We start from the raw sequence: 22,977 nt of genomic DNA, 5'->3' as shown, positions 1-22,977 counted from the left end.
CTGTGTCACCGGTCATGGTCGGTGCGCGTTCCGCACGTCACGAAGTGCGTTCCGACACGTGCCACAGCCCGGGATGGTCCGGCTGTCCACCCGAGTGATGGAGCAACACATGCCGGCAATCGTCCTCATCGGCGCCCAGTGGGGCGACGAGGGCAAGGGCAAGGCCACGGATCTGTTCGGCGAGCGACTGCAGTGGGTGGTGCGCTACCAGGGTGGCAACAACGCCGGCCACACCGTGGTGCTGCCGAACGGCGACAAGTTCGCGCTTCACCTCATCCCGTCGGGCATCCTCTCGCCCGGTGTGAACAACGTGATCGGCAACGGCGTCGTCGTGGATCCAGGTGTGCTGCTCACCGAACTCGACGGCCTCGAGAAGCGCGACGTGGACACGTCGAAGCTGCTGCTCAGCGCCGATGCGCACCTGATCATGCCGTACCACGTGGCCATCGACAAGGTCACCGAACGTTTCCTCGGTGCCCGCAAGATCGGCACCACCGGACGCGGCATCGGCCCGTGCTACCAGGACAAGATCGCCCGCGTCGGAGTGCGCGCGGCGGATGTCCTGGACGAGAAGATCCTGACCCAGAAGGTCGAGGCCGCACTGGAATTCAAGAACCAGGTGCTCGCCAAGATCTACAACCGGCGCGCCCTCGAGTCGGAGAAGGTGGTGGAGGAGGTGCTCGGCCAGGCCGAGGGCTTCAAGCACCGCATCGCCGACACCCGGCTCGCGTTGAACCAGGCGCTCGAGCGCGGCGAGACGGTGCTGCTCGAGGGTTCGCAGGGCACGCTCCTCGACGTCGATCACGGCACCTATCCGTTCGTCACGTCGTCCAACCCGACGGCGGGCGGCGCGGCCGTGGGCTCGGGCGTCGGCCCGGGTCGGATCACCACCGTCCTCGGCATCCTGAAGGCGTACACCACGCGCGTCGGCTCGGGCCCGTTCCCGACGGAGCTGTTCGACGAGTCGGGCGAGTACCTGGCCAAGCAGGGCGGCGAGGTGGGTGTCACCACCGGCCGCGCCCGGCGCACCGGCTGGTTCGACGCCGTCATCGCGCGGTACGCCACGCGCGTCAACGGCATCACCGACTACTTCCTCACCAAGCTCGACGTACTGTCCTCGCTCGACACCATCCCGATCTGCGTCGCGTACGACGTGGACGGCGTGCGTCACGACGACATGCCGATGACGCAGACCGGGTTCCATCACGCGAAGCCGATCTACGAGGAGATGCCCGGGTGGTGGGAGGACATCTCGGGGGCGCGGACCTTCGAGGAGTTGCCCGTCAACGCCCAGAGGTACGTGCTGCGTCTCGAGGAGCTCTCGGGGTCGTACATGTCGTACATCGGCGTCGGTCCGGGCCGTGACCAGACCATCGTGCGGCGCGACATCCTGTCCTGACACGGTCGAGATATCACAAATGGCGTGACGATAACGCCAGGATGGCTCATACTGTGGCTCAGGTTCGCTATGAGGTGGAACAAAACGGATCCCCCTCTCGGCGAGAGCAGGTCAGTGGAGGACCGCTATGGACAGCACCTACGTCGGGCTCGAGGTCTTCCAGTGCCAGTTCGAGCGTTTCAGCTTCGAGCACTCGTGGATCGGTGACCGTGTCGGCGAGCTGATGCTGGGGCCGCGCGGCGGTGGGATGCTCGAGTTCCAGCACGCCATGGTCTTCGCGCTCCCCGAGGGCGGCGCGCACGAGGTGCACGGCGACATCCTCGCCTGGTACCTCGCGCACGGCGGCCCGAGTGGATCGCTCGGCTACCCGCTCACCGACGAGAAGCGCACTCCGACGGGCCACGGCCGCTACAACGTGTTCGAGAACGGCACCGTCGGATGGCTCCCGGGTACCGGGGCATTCCTCATGGGATCCGTCCGCACCGCCTGAACTGGGCTGCATGCCGGCGTCCACCGAGGTGGATACTGGACCTCATGGTGACTCGCGTGATCGGTGCGTCGACTCTCTCGCGGGACCTCGGGCACTGGCGGCCGTCGGGGCGGCACCGACCGGTCTACCGGGCACTCGCCGACGGGATCCGGCTCCTGGTGCACGACGGCCGCATCCCCCTGGGCGTCGCCCTGCCCAGCGAGCGCGATCTGGCGGGAGCCCTGTCGCTGTCCCGCACCACCGTCACCAACACGTACGCGGCACTGCGTGACGAGGGGTACCTGTTGAGCAGGCAGGGTTCCCGCAGCACGGTCGCACTGCCGCGGACCACCCTGGCGGGGCGGCCGGCCCGCGCGGCGGCGTCGGTGATCGATCTGACCCATGCCGCCGTCACCGCCCCGTCCGACGAGGTGACACAGGCGTACGCCGCTGCGCTGGAGGCACTTCCGGCCTACTACACGGGTCACGGTATCGAGCCGGTCGGTCTCGCGACACTGCGGCAGGCCCTGGCTCGCCGGTACGACGAGCGGGGGCTGCCCACGTCGCCGGACCAGATCATGGTGACGTCCGGCGCGCAGCAGGCCTGGCGGCTGCTGCTCGAGGTGCTGGTGTCGCCAGGTGACCGGGTGGTGGTCGATCACCCGACGTATCCCAATGCGCTGGAAGCGATTCGACGAACTGCGGCGCGCGCGGTGCCCGTTCCGTTGAGGCCGCGGGAGTACTCGACCCCTGGATCGGCGCGTTCGTCGAGGCGATGGGACCTCGACGCGATTCGCGACGCGACGGTGCAGACGGGGGCGCGAATGGCGTACGTGCTGCCCGACTTCCACAATCCGACGGGTGCTCTGCTCGATGTCGCCGGCCGCGCGGAACTGGCGTCGAACGCCCGCTGGACCGGCACCACGTTGGTGGTGGACGAGTCGATGGCCGACCTGTGGCTGGACGAGGCGCCGCCCGCTCCGGTCGCGGCGGTGGGGCATCCCGGCACCGTCGTCACCGTGGGGTCCGCGTCGAAGGCATACTGGGGTGGTCTGCGGGTCGGCTGGATCAGGGCGTCGCCGTCGCTGATCTCTCGCTTGGCGACATCGCGGGCCGCCGTCGACATCGGCACGCCGATCATGGATCAGCTCGCGTGCGCGGCACTGATCGAGCGGCACGAGGAGATCTTGGTTCCCCGCCGCGCGGAACTCCGTGGTAACCGCGATGCGCTGACGGCGGCTCTGGCGCGGCACCTTCCGGACTGGTCGTACGACCCGGCGCCGGGCGGCCTGTCGTTGTGGGTTCAGATGCCTGCCGCGGCGTCCACGGCTCTCGCCGCGATCGCGCCGGCCCACGGGGTGGCGCTGGCGGCGGGGCCGCGGTTCGGGGTGGAGGGGGCGTTCGAGCGCCACGTGCGCCTGCCGTACACGGAGGGTGCCGATCGATTGGAGGCTGCGATCGACCGAATTGCGTTCGCGTACCAATCCCTGAAACCGACCGACGGGGATTATTCTGCCGTCGTGCTGTGAAGTGGGGCGGCCGACGGAGAATGGTCGGCCAGTCAGCGGGAGCCGAAGACCTCGTGATCGAGTTCGGCCATGTCCCACTGGAGCTCGGATCCGAGTTCCTCGTGGTCCGCGCGCGATGCGGCGCGTCCGAGCAGCACTGCGGCACCCGCGGCGACCAGCAGCCACACCACTCCGACGACCACGACGACTATCACGATTCCGTTTGTAGCACCTCGAACTGAAAACATTCTGTGAAACGCGAGACTTGGATCGGTTTCTTACGGAGTAAACCGGAATGAATCTCGATCGGCGCGCTCGGCGGCTGCCCGCTCGCCGATTCGCGTCGGTTTGCGCGGAGGTACTCGTGGGTACAGTCGAACGTATGAGCGATGCGAATGACACCACCAAGACAGGCAATGCGGACGTCGACCAGAGCGCGGAGAAGGATCCGTCCGACTGGGTCACCGGCGACGAGCCGCCCACCGGCCCCCAGTTGAGCTACCTCGAGACGCTGGCCCGCGAGGCCGGTGAAGAGGTGCCGTCGGACCTGACCAAGGCGCAGGCGTCCGAGATGATCGACAAGCTGCAGTCCGAGACGGGCCGCGGAACCAGCTAGACCCCGTCCGTGCCGCGCGCGTCGTACTCGGCGCGCGCGGCCGTCACGGTCGGAAGCGTCGATTCGACGAACTCGATGAGGCCGACGAGCCGGGTCGCCGTCTCGCGCCCGAGGTCGGTGAGTGCGTACTCCACCTTCGGCGGAATCTGTTCGAGCACGGTGCGGGTGATCAGCCCGTCACGCTCCAGCCGCTGCAGTGTCTGCGACAGCATCCTCTCGCTGACCCCGTCCACGCGCCGCCGCAGAGCCCCGAACCGGTACGGCCCCTCGTACAGCGCGGCGAGCGCCAGCAGGCCCCAGCGACTGGTGATGTCCTGCATCGTGTCGCGGGACGAGCAGTGGCGAGAGAACACGTCGGCTTCGAGTGTCGGGTCGGTGTCGGGCACGAGCCCCATCCTACCAGCTGGTCTGTAAGTGATTACGAGGAATGGTGCACTGCACGAATAGTAAGTGCATAGTGGTGCCGACGGCCGGATCGGTCGCAGCGGCACACCCTCGTGGTGCGCCGGACGACGCTCACTCTCCAGGGAGACATGCTCATGACCACGACAGCGGTGACCGGCGCGACCGGACAACTCGGCAGCGCAGTGATTCGATCGCTCCTCGATCACGGGGTCGCCGCGGGCGACATCGTGGCCGTGGTGCGCGACGAGGCCAAGGCCGCCGACCTGGCGGCGCGCGGTGTCGTCGTCCGCGTCGCCGACTACGCGGATCCCGCTGCGTTGCGCGCCGCTCTCGACGGGGTGGACAAGCTCCTGCTCGTGTCGGGTTCCGAGCCCGGTAAGCGAATCCCGCAGCACACCAACGTCATCGAGGCTGCCGAGGCGGCCGGTGTCTCACTCATCGCGTACACCAGTGTGCTGAAGGCGCCGACGAGCGGCATCAGTCTCGCGCCCGAGCACGTCGCCACCGAGGAGCGCCTCGCGTCGTCCTCCGTGCCGTCCGTGCTGCTGCGCAACGGGTGGTACTGGGAGAACTACGCGGCGTCGATCGGCCAGGCACAGCACACCGGCGCCATCATCGGGAGCGGCGGGTCGGGTGTCGTGGCCGGTGCTGCTCGGGCCGACTACGCGGCGGCCGCGGCCGCGGTGCTGATCGCCGACGACCAGGCGGGCGCCGTGTACGAGCTGGGCGGCGAGCGTCTGACGTACGAGGGTCTGGCGGGTGCGATCTCCGAGATCATCGGCGCGCCGGTGGAGTACCAGGATCTGAGCACCGACGAGCACATCGGCGCGCTCGAGGGTGCGGGACTGCCCGCGCCTGTCGCGCAGATGCTGGCGAGCGCCGACGCGGGCATCGCCCGCGGCGACCTCGACACCGAGTCGGGCGATCTGACTCGACTGCTCGAGCGTGAGCCGGTCTCGGCCGTCGACGCGTTGCGCGCCACGCTGAGCTGAGCCGACCGGTCAGGACCCCGGCGCCAGCGCCGCGAACCAGCGCAGCGCGTCGGGGTCGTCGACCGACTCCGGATCGGCCACGGTCGACGGGTCCGCACCCGACAGGATCTTCTTGACCGGGATCTCGAGCTTCTTCCCGGTCCGCGTGTGCGGCACGGCGCGGATCTCGATGATGTCGTCCGGGACGTGACGCGGCGAGGCCTCCCTCCGCAGCGCCGCCGAGATGCGTTCGCGCAGATCGTCATCGAGCTCCACGTCGTCGGACGTGACGACGAACAGCGGCATCCAGTAGCTGCCGTCCGGGCGTTCGAGACCCACGACGAGACTCTCTGCGATGCCGGGCAGACGCTCGACCACGCCGTAGATGTCGGCGCTGCCCATGCGCACACCGTTGCGGTTGAGCGTGGCGTCCGATCGTCCGTGGATCACCACGCTGCCCCCGCTGGTCACGGTGATCGAGTCGCCGTGCCGCCAGACGCCGGGGAACGTGGAGAAGTATGCGTCGGCGTAGCGGTCACCGCTCGGGTCCTTCCAGAACCCGACGGGCATGGAGGGCATCGGCGCGACGATGACCATCTCACCCGGTTCGTCCACCAGCGGGGTCCCGCCGTCGCTCCACGCCTCCAGAGCGACACCGAGATTCACGGCAGGAATCTCGCCGGGGACCACGGGCACCCCGGTGGGCGCTCCCACGAATCCGCTGACGACGTCCGTGCCGCCCGACACCGGCGCGAGGTGCACCGACCGCCCCACGTGCTCCGCCACCCAGCCGTGCGCCGCGGCGGGGAGGACCGACCCGGTGACCCCGAGAATGCGCAGTGCCGAGAGGTCCTGTGCCCGAGCCGGTTCGACCCCGACACTCTCGCAGTGCAGGAGGTACCCGGGACTGGTGCCGAGCACTGTCACGCGGTGCCGCGCAGCGAGCTCCCACAGTGCGCCGGCGTCCGGATGGCCGGGGCTGCCGTCGTAGCAGACGACGGTCGAGCCCACGAGCAGCCCGGCCAGCAGGTAGTTCCACATCATCCAGCTGGGTGAGGTGTACCAGAGAAACACGTCGTCCTCGGTCATGTCCGACTGCAGCGCAGCAGATTTGAGGTGCTCGAGCAGCACACCGCCGTGTCCGTGAACGATGCCCTTGGGGCGCCCGGTGGTGCCGGAGGAGAACAGCACCCACAGTGGGTGGTCGAACGGGACAGGCTCGGGGATCACCCGTGGGCCACCGCGCCCCTCGTCGAGCAGATCGTCCCATCGGACGGCTCCGGGTACGTCGGTGCCGAGTCGGGAGAAGGCGATCACCGCCCGCAGGGAGGGAATCGAGGCCTGCAGTACCGCCACCTGGTCCCGGCGGTCGCGGTCCACACCGGCGAAGCGGTAGCCGTCGGCGGTCACCAACACCGTCGGTTCGAGCTGTCCGAGCCGGTCCACCGCGGCGGCCGCGGAGTAGTCCTGCCCGCACGAGGTCCAGACGGCGCCGAGTGCGGCGGTGGCGAGGAACGTGACGGCGGCCTCGGTCGTGTTCGGGACGTAACCGGCCACCCGGTCGCCGCTCCGCACGCCGAGGCGGTGCAGCGCGGCGGCGATCGAGGAGATCTGCTCGGCCAGTTCCGCGTACGACGATGTGCGGGTGCCGAGCCCGCCCGGTTCGGTGTCGTCGATGATCGCCACGGACTCGGGTGACCGGTCGCACCACGCCAGTACGCGATCCACGTAGTTCACGCGGGCACCCCGGAACCACTGCCGCCCGCTGAACACGCGGGGGTCCTCCGAGGGGGACAGGACGGACTCGTGACCGGTGAGCGGCACGTCGAAGAAGGTGCCGACACCGGTCCAGAACTGTTCCGGCTCGTCGACCGACCAGCGATGCAGCGCGCCGTAGTCGTAAGAGGAGCGTCCCGTGAACGTGACGACCGAGTCCGAGAACCGGGCGAGAGGGCGGGGGTTCATGAGGACAGTCTGATGAACCCGCTCGGCGAGCCCGGCGCCGTGATCATTCCGTTACTCGCCGTGACCTGATCGTGATGTTCCGGTTGGCCGAACCGCGATGTCGATCGATCAGAGTTGTCTGCAAGGCGGTCCAGCCCAGGGCCCTTCGCTACACCCTCGGTACCGGTGCGAGACACCGCGTCCGAGCAGCGCCGCAGAAGGAACATGATGACCACGGTTGCTCCTTCCCACCACTCCTCCAGCCCGTTCGACGTCGTCGTCCACGCAGGCCACGACGGCCGCCGCATCGTCGCCGTCCGTGGCGACGTCGACCTCGTCACCGCGCGCGACCTGACCCGCTGCCTCCGAGCGGCCGTCTCGGACGGCCCCGTTACGGTCGACCTCACCGACGTCCGGTTCTTCAGCTCGGCCGGCGTGACCGCGATCGAGGACGTCCTGTCGGACGCCCCGACCGCGATCGACGTCGTGATCTCGCCGTCACCTCGGGTGCGGCGCACTCTCGGTGTCCTCGGCCTCACCCGTCTCGTGCCGGTCGTGGCTTCGGTGGAACCGGAGCCGCTCGCGAGCTGACCCGCTCGTCACGGACGCAGGATGATCTTCACGGCTCCGTCCTGCTTCTTCTGGAAGATCTCGTAGGCGTGCGGCGCCTGCGTCAACGGCAGGGTGTGGGTCGCGAAATCGTCCACGCCCAACGGATCGTCGTCCGTCAGCAACGGCATGATGTCGTCGACCCACCTCTTGACGTTCGCCTGACCCATGCGCAGTTGGATCTGCTTGTCGAACATGGTCATCATCGGCATCGGATCCGCCGCGCCGCCGTACACGCCGGACAGTGAGATCGTGCCGCCGCGGCGTACGATGTCGACCGCCGAGTAGACCGCGTCGAGGCGGTCCACTCCGGCCTTCTCCATGAACGGTTTCGCGAGGGCGTCCGGGAGCAGACCCGCCACCTGCTGCGCGGCCTTGGCCACCGGTGAGCCGTGGGCCTCCATTCCGACCGCGTCGACGACCGAGTCGGTACCGCGGCCGTCGGTCAGTTCGCGGACCACGTCCCCCACCTGCCCGCCGTGGGCCCGAAGATCCACCGTCTCGATGCCGCGAGCGCGAGCACGCTCGAGCCGTTCGGGTACGCGGTCGACGCCGATGACGCGGTATCCGAGATGGGTGCCGATGCGTGCCGCCATGTCGCCGATCGGACCGAGGCCCAGCACGGTCAGCGAGCCGCCCTCGGGCACCCCCGCGTACTGCACGGCCTGCCACGCGGTGGGCAGTACGTCGGACAGGTAGACGAATCGCTCGTCGCTCGGGCCCTCCGGGACCTTGATGTGGGTGAAGTCGGCGTGCGGCACCCTCAGGTACTGCGCCTGGCCGCCCGGCACCGATCCGTAGAGCTCGGAGTAGCCGAACAGTGCTGCGCCCATACCGGTCTCGCGTACCTGGGTGGTCTCGCACTGGGTGTACAGCGACTGATCGCACATGAAGCACGAGCCGCACGAGATCTGGAACGGGACGACGATGCGGTCGCCCACCGCCAGCGTCGACACGGCGTTGCCGACCTCGCGCACGATGCCCATCGGTTCGTGGCCGAGGATGTCACCGACGTTCATGAACGGCCCGAGCACCTCGTAGAGGTGCAGATCGGAGCCGCAGATGTTGGTGGACGTCACCTCGATGATGGCGTCCGTCGGATCCTGGATCGTCGGATCCGGGACGTTGTCGACGCGGACGTCGCGCTTGCCGTGCCAGGTCACTGCTCTCATGATGTGCCTTTCGTGTCGTGCGGATGCGGGAATGCTCAGGTGATCGGGGAACCGCCGGTCACGCCGATGACCTGCCCGGTGATGTAGCTGGACTCGCCCGAGGCGAGGAACACGTACGCGGGTGCGAGTTCCGCGGGCTGTCCCGGACGTCCGAGCGGCACCTGGTCGCCGAAACCGTCGACACTGTCCGACGGCATCGTGGCCGGGATCAGCGGTGTCCAGATGGGTCCGGGTGCCACGACGTTCACGCGGATGCCCTGTCGGGCGACGTCGCTCGCGAGCCCCTTGGAGAAATTGATGATGCCGGCCTTGGTGGTGGCGTAGTCGAGCAGTTCGGGTGAGGCGCTCACGCCCTGGACGGAGGAGGTGTTGACGATGGTCGAGCCCGGATCCATCACGGCCACAGCCTTCTTGGACAGCCAGAACAACGCGTACAGGTTGGTCTTCAGTACGCGGTCGAACTGCTCGGTGGTGATGTCGGCGATACCGCCGCTCTGGGCCATCTGGAACGCCGCGTTGTTCACGAGAATGTCGAGACCGCCCAGTTCGCGCACCGCGGTGTCGATCAGGGCGTCGCAGTGCGCCTCGTCGCGGATGTCACCGGGGACGCTGACGGCCCGGCGGCCGGCCTCCTCGACGAGCCGCACCGTCTCGCGCGCATCGGGCTCCTCGGACTCGAGGTACGACAGCACGACGTCGGCGCCCTCGCGCGCGAACGCCAGGGCGACGGCGCGGCCGATGCCGCTGTCCGCTCCGGTGATCAGTGCCTTCCGGCCGGTGAGCCGCCCTGATCCGCGGTAGGTGGACTCCCCGTGGTCGGGGGTGGTCCGCATGTCCTCGGTCAGCCCGGGATGCGAGATCGGTTGCTGCCCCTCGCGATCCGGCGTCGCGTAGGCGGTACGCGGGTCTCTCTTGGAGTACTGGTCGATCGAGCCGTTCGAAGAAGTCATGCCGGTCGGGTACCCGCGTACCCGACCGGGAATCCTGGTCCCGCCTCAGGAACGCGGGTGCAACAGCGCTCGCGAGAATCGTCCGGACACGTCGTGACGCACCCGTCCGTCTCGGCCGATCGACACGACGCCGCCGGCCCACGAGGGGTCGGTGTCCGCCGCGGACTGCGGGTCGGTGGTGCCCTCGGCGTCGGTGCCGTCGTGCGAGCTGACCGTCAGCGACCGCCTGATGGACTCGTCGATACCCACGAGAGAGTCGACGGCGTGCGCGAACGTGTCCGTGGCCGCGTTGCCGCGACGGACGATCATGTCGTGATGCAGGCTGTCCACCAACGAGATCACGGTGCCGGGCGGCATCTGTGTGATGGCGGCGACGGCTCGCCCGACGATCGGTGTGGGAACCAGCGGCACGCGGAACTGGGGCCGCGACAGTTCGGCGATGGTCGCGTAGCGGGTGAGCAACTCGGGGTAGGTGAGCACCTCGGTCCCGCCGATGTCGTACGACCCCGGAATGGGCTCGTCACCGAGAGCGGCGGCGATGATGTGCAGGACGTCGGTCGTCGCGATCGGCTGCACCTTCTTCACCATCCAGCTCGGCACGGGGGTGACCGGGAGCCGTTCGACCATCCTGCGTACGAGCTCGAACGAGGTGGAGCCGGACCCGAGGATGATGGCCGCCCGGAACACCGTCGCCGGGACGGACGAGTTGAGGAAGACCTCCTCGACCTGCAGGCGGGACGTGATGTGGTCGGAGAGGTCCTCGTCGTCGTCGGGCACGTGGCCGGACAGGTAGACGATGCGGCCCACGCCGTGCTTCTCCGCGGCGCGCGCGACGGCCTGCGCGGCCTCGCGATCCTTGGTCACGAAGTCGCCGTCGTCCATCGAGTGCACGAGGTAGACGACCGCGTCCGCACCCTCGAGCGCGGCGTCGATGGACTTCTCGTCGGTGATGTCGAAGTGGACCGGCGTCACGTCGTCCTCCCAGCTGAAGGAGGACGCCTTGCTGTCGTCGCGCATGGCGGCGAGCACGTCGTGACCGTCGCCCAGCAGGATGGGAACGAGACGTGAGCCGATGTAGCCGGTGGACCCGGTGACCAGGATGCGCAAGACATGCCTTTCGAGTGAGTGGTCCTGGTTTACCCGTCCCCGGTCGCGGTCAATCTGTGCCGAGTGTCATGCCCGCTGCTGCTCGAGGAGGTCGGATGAACGCGTCTCGAGAACGGGAGCCGTCGGACATCGCGTCGGCGCTGGCGGCATTCGCTCGCGACCTGACGGCGCACACCGATCTCGACGACACGTTGCGCAGGGTCACCGAGGCGGCCCTCGATCTGGTTCCCGGAACGGACGCCGCCGACGTGGTGGCGATCTCGGGCAGGTCGTCGTTCACCTCGCACGGGCCCACGTCGTCCCTTCCGCCGCGGCTCGATGCAGCTCAGATCGAGTTCGGGGAGGGCCCGTGCCTGGACGCGGCGACCACCACCGCGGTGGTGCGGGCCGATGATCTGACCACCGACACCCGGTGGCCGAAGTATGCGCCGATCGCCGTGGCGGAGGGCGTGCGGAGCTCGCTCTCCTTCCAGCTCTTCACCCACCGCGACACCTTCGGTGCCCTGAACCTGTTCGCGTTCGAGCCCCGAGCCTTCACCGACGACGCGATCATGGTCGGGGAGGCGCTCGCCACCCACGCCGCGATCGCTCTGACAGCGGGTCGGGTCGAGGATCAACTGCATTCGGCCCTGGCGTCCCGGGACGTCATCGGGCAGGCCAAGGGCATGATCATGGAGCGTTTCGGCGTCGACGCCCAGCAGGCCTTCACCCTGCTGACCAGGCTGTCCCAGGACTCCAACACCCCGATCAGCCGGTTGTCGGTCCACTTGGTGGAGAAGGGGTCGGAGTCGGCTCGCTGAGGTGCCGGGTCACGAGAACTCGGCGTGCAGTTCGGGGAGGAACGCCGCGAGGTGGTTCATCTCCTGCCCGCAGTGCATCAGCAGGTCACGACCGAGGTCGAGGCTCAGCTGCAGATCGGTCGGATCGACCGACGCACCACGGGCCACCGCACACGCGGCCTGCGTCACGTTCGGTACGTGCAGGCCGCGGAGGTTCAGGTGGAACCGGCTGCGCATCTCGGCGCCGCCCTCGATCGGGCGGACCTGGTGGGCGAGCCACCCCAGGTCCACGGGGGCGATGCTGCTTCCGACGCGGCCGAAGACGATGGTCTGATCCGACGGCACGGTGAACCCGTGCGCCACCGGGTCTCGGAAGTTGATCCCGAGCTGCTGCAGTTTCGGCCCCACGTACTCGTCGACGTAGGTGGTGTTGCCGATGTACTTCTGCCGGTCCGTGAGGTCGGCGGTGGTGAGGTCGGTGTCCAGGGCGGCGAACTGGTGCGCGTCGGGATGCCACAGCTTGTAGCGCGCGGCCTCGCTGGAGTGCCACCCGAACCACCAGTCCCACATGGCCGCAGTGACTCTCGGCATGACGGTGCGCACTGCCACGAAGACCACCCCGTCGGCGCCCTGGCCGTACCCGGTCTCCACGGCGGACGTCCCGGTCGGGCCGAGATCGCGCGTGATGTCCTCGAACCGAGGTACCGCTCCCGGAGGTAGCGCCGGGCCGGCGAAGGCGTCGGTCACGACCTGCGGCGCGGGGGCGGTCCGGGCCTGCATGTAGTGGGCGTACGGGAGCGCGAAGTCGGCGCCGCGGTAGCCGGGGTAGCGAACGGCGCAGGCCGCCGAGGGGAGTGTCGGCGCTGCGCGGACGCGCGGGGCGATCCCCACCGTGACCGCTCCCGCGGCGACGGCGGCCGCTCCCAACATCCCGCGACGACTCATGGCCCGATTCCTCAACATCTGTACAGAAAAGACGCCGGCGACCCCGGTGTCAAGCACGAGCGGACGTGCCGAGACGGGTGTATCCTCAACGCCTGTCATGACAGTGACGCGGCAGTCGGGGGACGGTGGAGCGGGCTCGATCAGCCCGTTCCGCCGGCGCGATCATCGTGAGCCGACCGTGACCGGTGATGGTGGTACCGGCACGTCAGGGCCGTAACATCTCACCAATGAGTGATGGTGAGACGGTGGAGAAGCCCAGAAGTCGGCGCTCACTCATCTCTGCCGCCGCGGTGCAGGTACTCGCCGAACGCGGTCCCCGTGGGTTCACTCATCGTGCGGTCGATCAGGCCACCGGTCTCGGTGCCGGCGCCGTCAACTATCACGCGCCCGATCGAGCCACCCTGCTCTCGCTGGCGCTCGACGAGGTGTTCCGGAGAGATCTCGAGGTCGCCGGTCGGCACTTCGCACTCGACACCTGGCATCACGACGCCGTGGTCGACGCCGTCGTCGGGTTCGTCCGCGACATGTGCAGCGAGGAGCATCGCGGCCGCGTCGTCGCACGGCACCACCTTCTCGGCGAGGGTCTGGTGCGGCCCGAACTCAAGGCGGCGTTCGACGCCCAGTTGGCCGCGTTCGTCGGCCTGGTGTCGTCCAAGATGAGCGAGGCGGGCTACCCCGCGACCGTGGCGTCGGCGGAACTGTTCGCCATGTCCGTGGACGGTCTGCTCACCCGCCAGGTGGTCATCGGGGTCGAACCGCTTGCCGACGAGGAGATTCCGCGCATCGTCTCCATCATCGCCCGGAGGTGGTGACGCGCCGGTCCCGCGTTTGAATCGCGTCCGTTCGGGAATGCCATTCCTGAAGAAAGGCGGCAGATGCTGCCAGCGCATCTGCGCCGACGGAAGGTTCTCGTGTGACGACGATTCATCGCGACACGATCAGCATGGTGCGTGCACACCCCGGTGTCTACGCCCCCCAGGACGATTCGAGACTGCTCTGCGAGGTCATGCCGGTGGCGGCGTCGCCCCTGGGTGCGCGTGCCCTCGATCTGTGTACGGGTACCGGAGTGCTCGCGCTCCAGGCTGCGAGTCTCGGTGCACGTGAGGTGCTCGCCTACGACCTGGATGCTCGCGCCGTCGCGTGCGCCCTGGACAACGCCGAGCGCATCGGTGTCGAGGTCGATGCGCGACAGGGCACACTCATCGACGCCCTCGCCGAGGCGCCGTTCGACCTCGTGGTCTCCAATCCGCCGTACGTGCCGTCGCCGACCGCGCCGGAGGGGCGCGGTGTGCACCGTGCGTGGGACGCCGGCGCCGACGGTCGCATCGTCCTGGACCCGTTGTGCGACAACGCGTTCGATCTCCTCACTCCGGGCGGCACCATGCTGATCGTGCAGTCCGAGTTCGCCGGTGTGGACCGCACGATCGAGCGTCTGATGCGGTCCGGCACCACGGTCGACGTGGTGGCTCGCCGTCGGATCGCGTTCGGTCCCGTCATGCACGCGCGCGCCGAGTGGCTCGAGGCCACGGGCGCCCTGCAGCCGGGTCGGCGCTCCGAGGAACTGGTGGTCGTCCGTGCCCGACGCGCCTGACGCTGCTCCCGCAGCACGGCTCGTCCGTGTTGTTCCGGGCGGGCCGGTGATGGTGGAGGGGCCCGTCGACGTGGAGATGGAGGACGGCACCCGCGTGCGGTCCGACCGCTTCATGGTGGCGCTCTGCGCGTGTCGACGCAGCAAGAACTACCCCTTCTGCGACACCAGCCATCGCCGCAAGATCCGCGCGGCCACCACCGAGGACCGGGGTCGCGACGACTGACACGGCCCGGACGTTTCACGGCGCCCTGCGGGGGCACTCCGGCGTCGTGGACACGAAGGAACAGTCGCCGGACGTCTCGTCGGAAGAGCAGTGGCGTCGGATACTGCGTGAGCGCGGGCTGCGCGTGACCCGTCCGCGCCTTCGCGTGCTGAACGTCGTGGCGCGGCACCCACACGTCGACGCCGGCTACGTGGCCCGCACGCTGAAGAGCCAGGGGATGTCGCGGCAGACTGTCTACGGCAACCTCGACGCACTCGTGTCGGTGGACCTGCTGCGGCGCATCGAGCCCGCCAATTCGCCCGCGCTGTACGAACTTCGGGTCGACGGCGACGACCACCACCATCTGATGTGCCGGCAGTGCCGCCGAGTGTTCGACACGGCCCTCACCTCCGATGTGCGTCGACGCGCTCCCGAGCCGGAGGACGACGACTTCGACATCGACGGCGTCGACGTCTTCTTCTGGGGTGTGTGTCGTGACTGCCGGACGGGTAACCAGCAGGTATGAGCGATGATCGCGAGAAGATGCTGACGGACCACCACCGTCCGGACGGGTCCGACGATGCCACGGTGTCCGCCGTCGGTTCGGTCTCGGAGGCCCTCGAGTGGGTGGAACGCGCCCGCGGCCACCTGTACACGTTCCACCAGCTGATGGGTCACGCCGATCTCCAGTTCGGCTCTGCCGCGGACGAGCTCCGCGACGCAGGGCACGGTGACGCAGCGGACGCACTGGAGCGAGAGGTGATCGGCCGCAACGTCATCGAGGGTCGGTGGACGTTCCAGATGGTCGAGGACTTCGACGACGGGTACTGGACCACCGCGCGTGAGCACGAACGCCGGATCCGCGACGACCTGATGGACGGCCGCCGTCACGTCTTCGAGGCGGAGATGAAGGAGGACCGGCGCACGCACGGCAAGCGCGGTCACGAGGCAACACCCTGACAGGAGGATCGACACGATGACGATGACGAGCGACACGGTGCGCGGCGTGCTCGACGCACCCGACGGAACGCTGCTGGTGATCCGGGACGGCGAACTGACGATGACCGACGACGATTCGGGTGCCGTTCTGGTGACCACCAAGGCGGCACTCGTCGAGCAACTGGGAGACGACAGGTCACCCGAGCGACTCGAGACGGCGGCCACCGCGCTGAACGACATGGTCGACAAGCTCGGGGCATGATCATGTCGACGTCCGACGAGAAGCACTCGGAGCCCTCCGGTTTCGCGGAGGCGTCGGGGCCACCCGACTTCGGGATCGAGCCGACGCGCCGCGACCCCGGCGACGACCGGCTAGCGGACCCGGCCGAGCAGAGCGCGACCGGTCGAGACGGTGAGCCCGAGCAGCCCTCGGACACCTGACACCGACAGGGCCGAGGACCATACGGTCTCGGTGGTGTTCGGGGGCACCGGGCGGTCGGCGATGCGATCGGCGAGCCAGTTCAGCGTGGCGGGTGCGGCGATGGGATGCAGCGACAGGTGCTCGCTGAGCCGGTCGCGCACGTACGTCACGTGGGCGCCGGCGGTGCGGTACCGCTCCACCTGCCCGTCCACGTCGTCGACGGCGATGATGGGGTCGTGCACCGCCTGCATGACGAGGAGCGGGAAGCTCGGTGCGGACTTGCCCGGCTGGATGTCCTGGAAGATCTGCACCAGCTCGGGGGTCGCCATGACGTCGGCGAGCGGGATGTCGGTGTAGCGCTCGAGGTCGTGCATCAGCAGCGTCAGAACGGCGTGCACCGTGGTCTTGCGCTCGAGCGAGGACAGAATGGTCATGCCGGGCTGTGCGACGTGATCGCGGATCGTCCGGTCCAGATCGGGGTAGGTGCGGCGCAGCCCCTCGACCACCATGGTGGGCAACGCGGCGAAGATCGTGCCGTTGAGGCGGGAGAACGCCGACGCCGGATCACCGACGGGCGAGCCCAGCGCGGCACCGACGACGTTCAGCTCCGGCGCGTACTCGTCCGCGGCCTCGGCGGCCCACGACGTGGCCAGGCCGCCGCCCGAATATCCCCACAGAGCGACGGGCGCGGAGTCGTCGAGCTCCAGAGGTGCGAAGGACAGGGCGGCGCGGATGCCGTCGAGAGTGCAGTATCCGGGTTCGATCGGTGCACCCCAGCGGCCGTCCATGCCCTCGTGATCCGGCAGGGACAGCGCCCACCCGCGGCGCAGCGCGTACAGGATGATGAGCAGCTCGAACTGTGGGACGGCGCCGTGGGCGTGTGCGCCGTCCCGCAGCGCGTACGACGGGAAGCAGCGGTCCGAGACGGCGTCGATGGCGCACTGGTAGGAGAGCAGCGGCCTGCTCCGACCCGGAACCGCGCCGGCCGGCAGCAGGACCGTGGTGACACCCGTGCGCGGTTCTCCGTGCATGTCGGACGACCGGTAGAGCAGCTGCCATGCCGACACGCGCTGGCGGATGGTGCCGAACAGGGCGATCTCGACACGGCGCGACCGCAGCACGGCCCCCAGCTCGGCCTTCTCGAACCCGGCGGGGGAGCGGTAGAACGGATCCTTGTTCGGCGTCGTCGTCAGCCGCTCGACGGCATCGTCGGAGTCAGTGCTCCGGTCCGCCGCCGTCCCTCGCCCACCCGTGAACGCTGCATCTCGTTCGATGCTCATGTGCGTCTCGCTTCCTGATTCGTCGAGTCACAGTAACCCGACGACGCAGGAGGCGACCGACGCATGCGCCGGATCAGGTGAGGGAGACCAGCTCGTGGATGTCGTCCTTCGGCAGGCCGTCGGTCGCCACGGCCGTGACCGTGGAGCTGTTCAGCGTGATCGAACCCTTGTGGTTGTCGAGGAACGCGGTGTCGGCCGCATCGCGTCCGGTCGCGATCCGGACCAGCGTCGACCGAGGTGCGAGGCACGTCGCGTCCACGACGTGCCAGGTGTCGTTCACCAGGGCCTCCGCGACGGCGTGGAAGTCCATCGGGTCGCATCCGGGTGCGTAGACGGCGACCAGACGAGCCGGAACGTTCAGCGCGCGCAGCATCGCGACGACCAGGTGCGCGTAGTCACGGCACACGCCGGCACCGGCGAGCAGCGTGTCCGCCGCACCGTCGATGGGATCGCTGCTCCCCGGGACGTAGTGCAGTCGACGGCCGACCCAGTCGGACACCTCCGACAACAGCACCGCGTCGTCCGACTCGCTGCCGAACTCCGTGGCGGCGAAGCCGAAGAACTTGTCGGCCTCCGCGTACCGGCTCGGACGGAGGTAGACCGAGCGATCAAGATCCGTGACGGGGGACGGCTCCGCGTTCCCGGTGACGGTCGCGTCGTAGTAGACCTGCAGGTTGCCCACCGGCGCCTCGAGGACGTGGATCCGGTTGCCGTGGGCTCCGCTGACCTCGTGGGCCTCGACCGTCTTCCCGTCCAGGACGAACGAGAGGGTCTCGGCGACCTGCGCGCCGGGATGCGGGGCCACGGCGATCTGGAATTCCAAGGTGCTGGCGGCCGTGATGTCGACATCGAGGCGTGCGGAGACGACGCGTTCGGTCATGGAGGTGCTCGTTTCCGGGGGGAGAGGGGGTGTGCGCGGAGGTGTACCCAGCCTGACCAGGAACGACGCGTGTCGCTGGACACAGTGGGACGACCGCGAGTGTGAACTGTGGAATGTAGGCCCCGGATTCCGGGGTCCGGATTCCACCATCGCCCGGCGGCGAGGGGAGACGTGGAGCCGATGACGGGAATCGAACCCGCGTATTCAGCTTGGGAAGCTGATGTTCTGCCATTGAACTACATCGGCCGGTGGAGCTGCCCCTGAAGATTAGCAGGGCGCCCGGGTGGCCTCGGCGGGCTCGGTCGATAGTCTCTGTGCGTGCTGCTCTCCGATCGCGACATCAAGGCCGAGGTGGATGCCGGAACGCTCGGCATCGAACCGTTCGACGAGGCGATGGTGCAGCCGTCGAGTGTGGACGTGCGCCTGGACGGGCTGTTCCGGGTGTTCGACAACTCGCGCTACACCCACATCGACCCGAAGCTGCAGCAGGACGAGCTGACCACCTTGGTGGAGCCCGCCGAGGGGGAGCCGTTCGTTCTGCATCCGGGCGAGTTCGTGCTCGGGTCGACGCTCGAGCTGACGACGCTGCCGAACGATCTCGCGGGGCGACTGGAGGGCAAGTCGAGCCTGGGCCGGCTGGGACTTCTCACACACTCGACGGCGGGATTCATCGATCCGGGCTTCAGCGGACACATCACGCTGGAGCTCTCGAATGTCGCCAATCTGCCCATCACATTGTGGCCGGGCATGAAGATCGGGCAGCTCTGCTTGTTCCGTCTCTCCAGTCCGGCGATCAATCCTTATGGCAGCTCAGCGCTGGGATCGAAGTATCAGGGACAGCGCGGCCCGACCCCGTCGAAGGCTTATTTGAACTTTCTCCAGTAGACCTACGGTCGGTTTTCGCCGTCGTATACGTTGCTATGCCCGGTTTGACGCTCTACTATCGGTCTGTCTGAAACCCCGACAGCCGATGGTGGTGATCCATGATGCGAACCGAGACGGAAACGTTCGGTGTCTCCATGAGCACCGGGTGCGTGCGCGGAGTCGTGATGGACCCGGAGGGCCGGGTCGTCGAGGTGCGCTCGCTCGCCACCGGATCCGACCATCCTCTGTCCGCGGCCGCTGCGGCAGCGTTCGAGATGGCCGCGGATCTGTGCGTGGGTCCGGACGCGCCGGTGATCGCCGTGGGGGGAGACCCCGAGAGCACCTACGGTCCCGGCGGAGTCCGACTCGTCGCCGAGTGCGACGCGCTGCTGGCCGCCGCACGGATGGAGGGCTGCGTCGACGCGGCTCGCACCCTCGCGATCGTCGACCTCGGTCGGGTCGGCACGCGCGTGCACGTCCTGGACACACAGACCGGTGACCTGTACTCGAGCGTGGGCATCACCGAGCTGTCCGGTGACGCGATCGACGCCACGGTCGCCGATCACCTGTCCACCACCTTCGGTGCTGCCGAGAAGATGAGCCCCGCCGCCGTGCGCACCCTGGCGCGAGACAGTCTCGCGGCCAAGGAGATGCTGTCCGACGAGCGTGCGGTCGACCTGTCGGGGCCGTTCGTCACCGACTCGGTTCGCCTGCGCCGCACCGACTTCGAACTTCTCATCGCCCAGCCCACCGCGATGCTCGTCGACCTCGTGGACGACGCCGTGGCCCGCGGAGCCGATGCCGTGCTCCTGGTCGGCGGCGGCGCGCACATCCCGTCGGTGCGCCGCGACATCGCCGCCCGCGTCGCGGTCCCCGTCATCACGCCGCGCTGGCCGCAGTTCTTCGCGGCGATGGGCGCCGCACATCTCTCCACCGTCGTGCCCCCCGCCGTGGACGCCGCGCCGCTGCCCGTCGTCGTCGCACCTCCGGCCGACGACGAGATCACGGCCGCCTTCACCACGGTGGCGGAGCCGGCTCACACCCCAGCGGCGGAGCCGGTTCCCACCCCGGAACCCGAGGTGGCACCGGAGCCGGAGACCGCTCGACCACCGCTGCCCACGCCGCGCGTCGTCACCGGTGCGCCTCGACGCGCCCGTTCCACGCGGCGACGTCGGTCCCGTGCCGGTGTCGTGGTGGGAACCACGGCGCTCGTCGCCGCGGTCACCCTCGGCGCGGCCGCCGGTGCGTCGGGACGGTCGGAGACCGAGGCCGTGCAGGCGACGGATCGCGTCGTCGTCACGTCGTCCGTCGACGCCACGCCCACCGCCACCACCGTGCCCAGCACTGCCCCGCGCGTCGACGCGGCGTCGGCCTCGCCCTCGGCGGCGTCGTCGAGCGCCACCGCCACCGCCGCGCCGGCGCCGTCCACGGAGACGCCCGTCGCAGCACCGTCGAGCGTCACCCCGTCGACCTCGATCTCCCAGCGCCCGACGCTCGCCCCGGCACCCTCCACCGCGGTACAGGACGAGCCGGAGGAGACGCCGGCGCCCACCACGACACGGCGACCGAACTCGAACACCAGCACGACGACGACATCTGCGGCTCCGTCGCCGACGTCCACGACGACTCGGACGACCACGCCCACGGCAACCAGCGCGCAGGCCACCACGACGCCCTGACGTTGCCGGGCGGGACCGTACGAGACCACGCATCATCGAGAACGAACAGGCGGACGACGACGACATGCACATCGTGCTGGGAATCTCGGCGACGAGCGACGAGGTGACGGCGGCTCTCGTCGACGTCGAGCTGCCTCGGCTCGGTCCGGTCGACGAGCGCACCATCCCGATGCAGACCGGGTCGCCGGCCGAGGTGGCCGCGGCGGTCGCGACGTCCATCGGTGTCATGCGGCTCCGGGCTGCCCGCGCCGATCTGCTGCTCACCGGTGCCGCCGTCGTCCTCGAGTCGCCGCATCTGCGTGAGCCCGTCGAGTCCGCGCTGCGCGACGGTCACGTTCGCGACGTGGTCGTCGTCGACGCGGTGGACGTCGATCCGTCCCTCGAACCGGCGGTCGCCGTCGCGCTGTGGGCCGACCACGACGCCGGCGACGCGATCACCGGTCCGATCCCGGTGGTGCTGCCCGAGCCGGTCGACGCGTCCTCACGCGAGACGCGCCGAGGGTTCGCCGTCGTGGGTGCGGGAGTCGCTGCCGCCGTCCTGGCGGGATCGTTCGCGGTCTGGGCCGTGACGGGACCGCGGGCTCCCGAGGCCGCCGGTGTCGCGGAACCTCTGTCCACGTCGGCCACCGACTCGGCCGAGGCGGGCACCGGTATCGCTCCCAATCCCGCAGCGCCCGCCGGATCGAGCCCCACGGCCGTGCCGGCACCCGTGCCCGGCGGCATCACGGCCGCGGACGCCCTCACCGGCATCCGCCCCGGTGTCACGCAGCAGAACGGCGCCGCGTCGGTGCCCGCCGCACCCGGTGCCGCGACCACGCGACCGGGAACCTCGTCGGCGGCGCCGTCCAGCGGCGGATCGACGAGCGGCGGATCGACGAGCGGTGGTTCCACGAGCGGTGGTTCGACGAGCGGTGGTTCGACGAGTGGAGGCTCGACCAGTGGAGGCTCCACCGGTGGCGGATCGACCAGCGGAGGCTCCACCGGTGGCGGATCGACCAGCGGCGGCGGAACCGGCACGGGTGGTACCGACCCCGGCACCGGTACGGGCGGTGGTTCCGGCGGCGACGAGACACCCGGATCGACGGGAGGCTCGTCGTCCGAGCCGCCGACGGATTCCGAGCCGCCGACTCAGCCGTCCGAGCCCGACCCGACGCCGGACACGTCCGGTACCGCGTCGGTCGAGTGACGCCCCGGTTCCTAGTGAAACCAACCAAACTTTGCCAATAGCCACTGAGAACAGACCTTTTCCCTGTTCGAGCGCCTAGGCTTCGTCGCGGAACACCAGGAACGGGGCGGGTCATGCGAGCAGTGGTAGGAATTTCCCTCGGAGCGTCGGCGATACGAGCCGCGGTGATGGATCCCATGGGCCGTGCGTTGCTCGGTACCGAGTCCGTCACGGTGGCACGCGGTCGCGATCGACTCGAAGCCGCTGTCGACGTGGTGGATTCGGTCTGTGCGCGCCACGGCGCCGATCGTGAGACCGCCGTGCTGGTGGTTCCGGACGAGCCCCGGTCACGCGTGGGTACCATCTCCCTGTCCGTGCACACCGGCGGATGTGTCCGTCTCGCTTCGGAACTCGGCGCCCAGCTGATGTATCTGAGAATGCGCGGCCTGGTCGAGTCGGGATCCACGATCGCCGTCGTCGACATGGGGAAGAGCGGTACGTCGGTGTCCGTCGTCGACGTGGCCACGGGCTTCGTCAAGGACGCGACGTGGACCGACCGCTACCGGGGCAGTGCCTTCGCGGACAGTGTCCGCGAGCACCTCCTGGCTGCCTACGGCACAGCGGAACCGCTGTCGCCGAACGACTCTCAGCTACTGACCGAGGGCGTCGAGTGGGCGATGGAGATGATCGCCCTGCACCGCGTCGTGCGCGTCGGCGGACCGTTCGTCGGGGGCACCGTGAACGTCTGGCGGACGACGGTGGACCGGCTGATGCTGGACTACGTCACCGAGGCTGCCGACTGGGTGAGCGATGTGGTGCGCCGGGGTGCGCATCGTGTCGACGCCGTGGTGCTGGCCGGCGGACCGGCGAACCTCCCTCTGCTGCGCGGTGTGTTCGCGCGCGAGTGGGGTTCCGCTCTGGTGATGCCGCAGGATCCGCAGTCCATCGCCGCGACGGGGGCTGCCCTTCTCGCCGCACGACGGTCGGAGTCTCCGTTCAGCGCGCCGCTGCCGGTGGTACCGACGCGGCCGGAACCGGTGCCCGCGGTGACGACGCAGTCGCGGCACGCACTGGTCTGACCG

At 69.1% G+C, this 22,977-nt stretch carries 26 protein-coding genes and 1 tRNA gene; 17 read left to right on the top strand and 10 right to left on the bottom strand.

Features of this window, described 5'->3' with window-relative positions:
• The first annotated feature begins 109 nt into the window (after window positions 1-109).
• The 3 genes from OHB23_RS02175 (at window position 110) to yczR (ending at window position 3,397) form a co-directional block, all read left to right on the top strand.
• A complete protein-coding gene (locus OHB23_RS02175; protein WP_027506406.1) occupies window positions 110-1,399 on the top strand; it encodes an adenylosuccinate synthase in 1,290 nt (429 codons plus the stop codon).
• Between the two features lie 127 nt (window positions 1,400-1,526).
• Entirely contained in the window at window positions 1,527-1,889 is a 363-nt protein-coding gene (locus OHB23_RS02170) for an LGFP repeat-containing protein (protein WP_051613506.1), read from the top strand.
• A gap of 44 nt (window positions 1,890-1,933) precedes the next feature.
• Window positions 1,934-3,397 carry a MocR-like transcription factor YczR gene (yczR, locus tag OHB23_RS02165; RefSeq protein WP_328810787.1) on the top strand — a complete coding sequence of 488 codons (1,464 nt, stop codon included), beginning with the start codon at window positions 1,934-1,936 and terminating at the stop codon, window positions 3,395-3,397.
• Between the two features lie 32 nt (window positions 3,398-3,429).
• On the opposite strand, the gene OHB23_RS02160 is transcribed toward yczR, so the two are convergent.
• Window positions 3,430-3,591 carry a hypothetical protein gene (locus OHB23_RS02160; protein ID WP_155957078.1) on the bottom strand — a complete coding sequence of 54 codons (162 nt, stop codon included), beginning with the start codon at window positions 3,589-3,591 and terminating at the stop codon, window positions 3,430-3,432.
• Window positions 3,592-3,758: 167 nt separating this feature from the next.
• Between OHB23_RS02160 and OHB23_RS02155 the strand changes: the two genes are divergently transcribed.
• Window positions 3,759-3,992, top strand: coding sequence for a DUF3072 domain-containing protein (locus OHB23_RS02155; protein WP_027506404.1), 234 nt, complete (start codon window positions 3,759-3,761; stop codon window positions 3,990-3,992).
• On the opposite strand, the gene OHB23_RS02150 is transcribed toward OHB23_RS02155, so the two are convergent.
• Window positions 3,989-4,312: a winged helix-turn-helix transcriptional regulator gene (locus OHB23_RS02150; RefSeq protein WP_261776138.1), complete on the bottom strand. Its 324-nt coding sequence runs from the start codon at window positions 4,310-4,312 to the stop codon at window positions 3,989-3,991. The two genes, OHB23_RS02155 and OHB23_RS02150, sit on opposite strands and share 4 nt — an antisense overlap.
• A gap of 219 nt (window positions 4,313-4,531) precedes the next feature.
• On the opposite strand from OHB23_RS02150, the gene OHB23_RS02145 reads away from it, so the two are divergent.
• On the top strand, window positions 4,532-5,389 hold the full coding sequence (locus tag OHB23_RS02145; protein WP_197027820.1) for an NmrA family NAD(P)-binding protein: 858 nt from the start codon (window positions 4,532-4,534) through the stop codon (window positions 5,387-5,389).
• Between the two features lie 9 nt (window positions 5,390-5,398).
• On the opposite strand, the gene OHB23_RS02140 is transcribed toward OHB23_RS02145, so the two are convergent.
• The gene (locus tag OHB23_RS02140; protein WP_328810786.1) at window positions 5,399-7,333 is read right to left on the bottom strand and encodes an acetoacetate--CoA ligase; all 1,935 of its coding nucleotides are present in this window, start codon (window positions 7,331-7,333) and stop codon (window positions 5,399-5,401) included.
• A 204-nt stretch (window positions 7,334-7,537) separates the two neighbouring features.
• Here OHB23_RS02140 and OHB23_RS02135 point away from each other — a divergent pair, with 204 nt between their 5' ends.
• Entirely contained in the window at window positions 7,538-7,903 is a 366-nt protein-coding gene (locus OHB23_RS02135) for an STAS domain-containing protein (protein ID WP_051613505.1), read from the top strand.
• Between the two features lie 8 nt (window positions 7,904-7,911).
• Here OHB23_RS02135 and OHB23_RS02130 read toward each other — a convergent pair whose 3' ends face one another.
• The 3 genes from OHB23_RS02130 to OHB23_RS02120 are packed head-to-tail and all read right to left on the bottom strand — an operon-like array spanning window position 7,912 to window position 11,150.
• Window positions 7,912-9,093 carry a zinc-dependent alcohol dehydrogenase gene (locus tag OHB23_RS02130; protein ID WP_328810785.1) on the bottom strand — a complete coding sequence of 394 codons (1,182 nt, stop codon included), beginning with the start codon at window positions 9,091-9,093 and terminating at the stop codon, window positions 7,912-7,914.
• A gap of 35 nt (window positions 9,094-9,128) precedes the next feature.
• Window positions 9,129-10,043: an SDR family oxidoreductase gene (locus OHB23_RS02125; protein ID WP_307109540.1), complete on the bottom strand. Its 915-nt coding sequence runs from the start codon at window positions 10,041-10,043 to the stop codon at window positions 9,129-9,131.
• 45 nt (window positions 10,044-10,088) lie between these two features.
• The gene (locus tag OHB23_RS02120; RefSeq protein ID WP_222638843.1) at window positions 10,089-11,150 is read right to left on the bottom strand and encodes an NAD(P)H-binding protein; all 1,062 of its coding nucleotides are present in this window, start codon (window positions 11,148-11,150) and stop codon (window positions 10,089-10,091) included.
• A 95-nt stretch (window positions 11,151-11,245) separates the two neighbouring features.
• On the opposite strand from OHB23_RS02120, the gene OHB23_RS02115 reads away from it, so the two are divergent.
• Entirely contained in the window at window positions 11,246-11,950 is a 705-nt protein-coding gene (locus tag OHB23_RS02115) for a GAF and ANTAR domain-containing protein (RefSeq protein ID WP_328810784.1), read from the top strand.
• Between the two features lie 9 nt (window positions 11,951-11,959).
• Here OHB23_RS02115 and OHB23_RS02110 read toward each other — a convergent pair whose 3' ends face one another.
• Window positions 11,960-12,874, bottom strand: coding sequence for a DAPG hydrolase family protein (locus OHB23_RS02110; RefSeq protein WP_328810783.1), 915 nt, complete (start codon window positions 12,872-12,874; stop codon window positions 11,960-11,962).
• Window positions 12,875-13,101: 227 nt separating this feature from the next.
• Between OHB23_RS02110 and OHB23_RS02105 the strand changes: the two genes are divergently transcribed.
• From OHB23_RS02105 to OHB23_RS02080, 6 genes are all read left to right on the top strand, one after another.
• Window positions 13,102-13,686 (top strand): TetR/AcrR family transcriptional regulator, encoded by a 585-nt coding sequence (locus OHB23_RS02105; protein WP_027506396.1) that lies wholly within the window; start codon window positions 13,102-13,104, stop codon window positions 13,684-13,686.
• A gap of 101 nt (window positions 13,687-13,787) precedes the next feature.
• Entirely contained in the window at window positions 13,788-14,465 is a 678-nt protein-coding gene (locus tag OHB23_RS02100) for a HemK2/MTQ2 family protein methyltransferase (RefSeq protein WP_328810782.1), read from the top strand.
• A 49-nt stretch (window positions 14,466-14,514) separates the two neighbouring features.
• Complete coding sequence (locus OHB23_RS02095) at window positions 14,515-14,688, top strand: CDGSH iron-sulfur domain-containing protein (RefSeq protein WP_231476425.1); 174 nt, start codon at window positions 14,515-14,517, stop codon at window positions 14,686-14,688.
• Window positions 14,689-14,734: 46 nt separating this feature from the next.
• Window positions 14,735-15,193 (top strand): Fur family transcriptional regulator, encoded by a 459-nt coding sequence (locus OHB23_RS02090; protein ID WP_328810781.1) that lies wholly within the window; start codon window positions 14,735-14,737, stop codon window positions 15,191-15,193.
• The gene (locus OHB23_RS02085) at window positions 15,190-15,627 is read left to right on the top strand and encodes a hypothetical protein (RefSeq protein WP_027506393.1); all 438 of its coding nucleotides are present in this window, start codon (window positions 15,190-15,192) and stop codon (window positions 15,625-15,627) included. Before OHB23_RS02090 ends, OHB23_RS02085 begins: the two co-directional genes overlap by 4 nt.
• A 16-nt stretch (window positions 15,628-15,643) precedes the next feature.
• Window positions 15,644-15,868 (top strand): hypothetical protein, encoded by a 225-nt coding sequence (locus tag OHB23_RS02080; protein WP_328810780.1) that lies wholly within the window; start codon window positions 15,644-15,646, stop codon window positions 15,866-15,868.
• 110 nt (window positions 15,869-15,978) lie between these two features.
• On the opposite strand, the gene OHB23_RS02075 is transcribed toward OHB23_RS02080, so the two are convergent.
• From OHB23_RS02075 to OHB23_RS02065, 3 genes are all read right to left on the bottom strand, one after another.
• A complete protein-coding gene (locus OHB23_RS02075; RefSeq protein WP_328810779.1) occupies window positions 15,979-17,307 on the bottom strand; it encodes a lipase family protein in 1,329 nt (442 codons plus the stop codon).
• A gap of 73 nt (window positions 17,308-17,380) precedes the next feature.
• Entirely contained in the window at window positions 17,381-18,187 is an 807-nt protein-coding gene (locus OHB23_RS02070; protein ID WP_328810778.1) for a transglutaminase-like domain-containing protein, read from the bottom strand.
• A 172-nt stretch (window positions 18,188-18,359) separates the two neighbouring features.
• A tRNA-Gly gene (locus tag OHB23_RS02065) sits at window positions 18,360-18,433 on the bottom strand.
• 72 nt (window positions 18,434-18,505) lie between these two features.
• Between OHB23_RS02065 and dcd the strand changes: the two genes are divergently transcribed.
• From dcd to OHB23_RS02045, 4 genes are all read left to right on the top strand, one after another.
• On the top strand, window positions 18,506-19,072 hold the full coding sequence (dcd, locus tag OHB23_RS02060; protein ID WP_027506388.1) for a dCTP deaminase: 567 nt from the start codon (window positions 18,506-18,508) through the stop codon (window positions 19,070-19,072).
• A 98-nt stretch (window positions 19,073-19,170) separates the two neighbouring features.
• On the top strand, window positions 19,171-20,730 hold the full coding sequence (locus OHB23_RS02055; protein ID WP_328810777.1) for an Hsp70 family protein: 1,560 nt from the start codon (window positions 19,171-19,173) through the stop codon (window positions 20,728-20,730).
• A 64-nt stretch (window positions 20,731-20,794) separates the two neighbouring features.
• Window positions 20,795-21,916, top strand: coding sequence for a hypothetical protein (locus tag OHB23_RS02050; protein ID WP_328810776.1), 1,122 nt, complete (start codon window positions 20,795-20,797; stop codon window positions 21,914-21,916).
• A gap of 113 nt (window positions 21,917-22,029) precedes the next feature.
• Window positions 22,030-22,974 carry an Hsp70 family protein gene (locus tag OHB23_RS02045; RefSeq protein WP_328810775.1) on the top strand — a complete coding sequence of 315 codons (945 nt, stop codon included), beginning with the start codon at window positions 22,030-22,032 and terminating at the stop codon, window positions 22,972-22,974.
• Window positions 22,975-22,977: the final 3 nt, after the last annotated feature.

Origin of the sequence: Rhodococcus sp. NBC_00294 (genome assembly GCF_036163995.1) — a bacterium.
Lineage (GTDB): Bacteria > Actinomycetota > Actinomycetes > Mycobacteriales > Mycobacteriaceae > Rhodococcoides.
This window is presented reverse-complemented; position numbering and strand designations above follow the sequence as displayed.

Coding starts and splice junctions, on each gene's coding strand:
- OHB23_RS02175 (WP_027506406.1), top strand. CDS start 110: ATGCCGGCAATCGTCCTCATCGGCGCCCAGTGGGGCGACGAGGGCAAG.
- OHB23_RS02170 (WP_051613506.1), top strand. CDS start 1,527: ATGGACAGCACCTACGTCGGGCTCGAGGTCTTCCAGTGCCAGTTCGAG.
- yczR (WP_328810787.1), top strand. CDS start 1,934: ATGGTGACTCGCGTGATCGGTGCGTCGACTCTCTCGCGGGACCTCGGG.
- OHB23_RS02155 (WP_027506404.1), top strand. CDS start 3,759: ATGAGCGATGCGAATGACACCACCAAGACAGGCAATGCGGACGTCGAC.
- OHB23_RS02150 (WP_261776138.1), bottom strand. CDS start 4,312: ATGCAGGACATCACCAGTCGCTGGGGCCTGCTGGCGCTCGCCGCGCTG.
- OHB23_RS02145 (WP_197027820.1), top strand. CDS start 4,532: ATGACCACGACAGCGGTGACCGGCGCGACCGGACAACTCGGCAGCGCA.
- OHB23_RS02140 (WP_328810786.1), bottom strand. CDS start 7,333: ATGAACCCCCGCCCTCTCGCCCGGTTCTCGGACTCGGTCGTCACGTTC.
- OHB23_RS02135 (WP_051613505.1), top strand. CDS start 7,538: ATGATGACCACGGTTGCTCCTTCCCACCACTCCTCCAGCCCGTTCGAC.
- OHB23_RS02130 (WP_328810785.1), bottom strand. CDS start 9,093: ATGAGAGCAGTGACCTGGCACGGCAAGCGCGACGTCCGCGTCGACAAC.
- OHB23_RS02125 (WP_307109540.1), bottom strand. CDS start 10,043: ATGACTTCTTCGAACGGCTCGATCGACCAGTACTCCAAGAGAGACCCG.
- OHB23_RS02115 (WP_328810784.1), top strand. CDS start 11,246: ATGAACGCGTCTCGAGAACGGGAGCCGTCGGACATCGCGTCGGCGCTG.
- OHB23_RS02110 (WP_328810783.1), bottom strand. CDS start 12,874: ATGAGTCGTCGCGGGATGTTGGGAGCGGCCGCCGTCGCCGCGGGAGCG.
- OHB23_RS02105 (WP_027506396.1), top strand. CDS start 13,102: ATGAGTGATGGTGAGACGGTGGAGAAGCCCAGAAGTCGGCGCTCACTC.
- OHB23_RS02095 (WP_231476425.1), top strand. CDS start 14,515: ATGGTGGAGGGGCCCGTCGACGTGGAGATGGAGGACGGCACCCGCGTG.
- OHB23_RS02085 (WP_027506393.1), top strand. CDS start 15,190: ATGAGCGATGATCGCGAGAAGATGCTGACGGACCACCACCGTCCGGAC.
- OHB23_RS02080 (WP_328810780.1), top strand. CDS start 15,644: ATGACGATGACGAGCGACACGGTGCGCGGCGTGCTCGACGCACCCGAC.
- OHB23_RS02075 (WP_328810779.1), bottom strand. CDS start 17,307: ATGAGCATCGAACGAGATGCAGCGTTCACGGGTGGGCGAGGGACGGCG.
- OHB23_RS02070 (WP_328810778.1), bottom strand. CDS start 18,187: ATGACCGAACGCGTCGTCTCCGCACGCCTCGATGTCGACATCACGGCC.
- OHB23_RS02055 (WP_328810777.1), top strand. CDS start 19,171: ATGATGCGAACCGAGACGGAAACGTTCGGTGTCTCCATGAGCACCGGG.
- OHB23_RS02050 (WP_328810776.1), top strand. CDS start 20,795: ATGCACATCGTGCTGGGAATCTCGGCGACGAGCGACGAGGTGACGGCG.
- OHB23_RS02045 (WP_328810775.1), top strand. CDS start 22,030: ATGCGAGCAGTGGTAGGAATTTCCCTCGGAGCGTCGGCGATACGAGCC.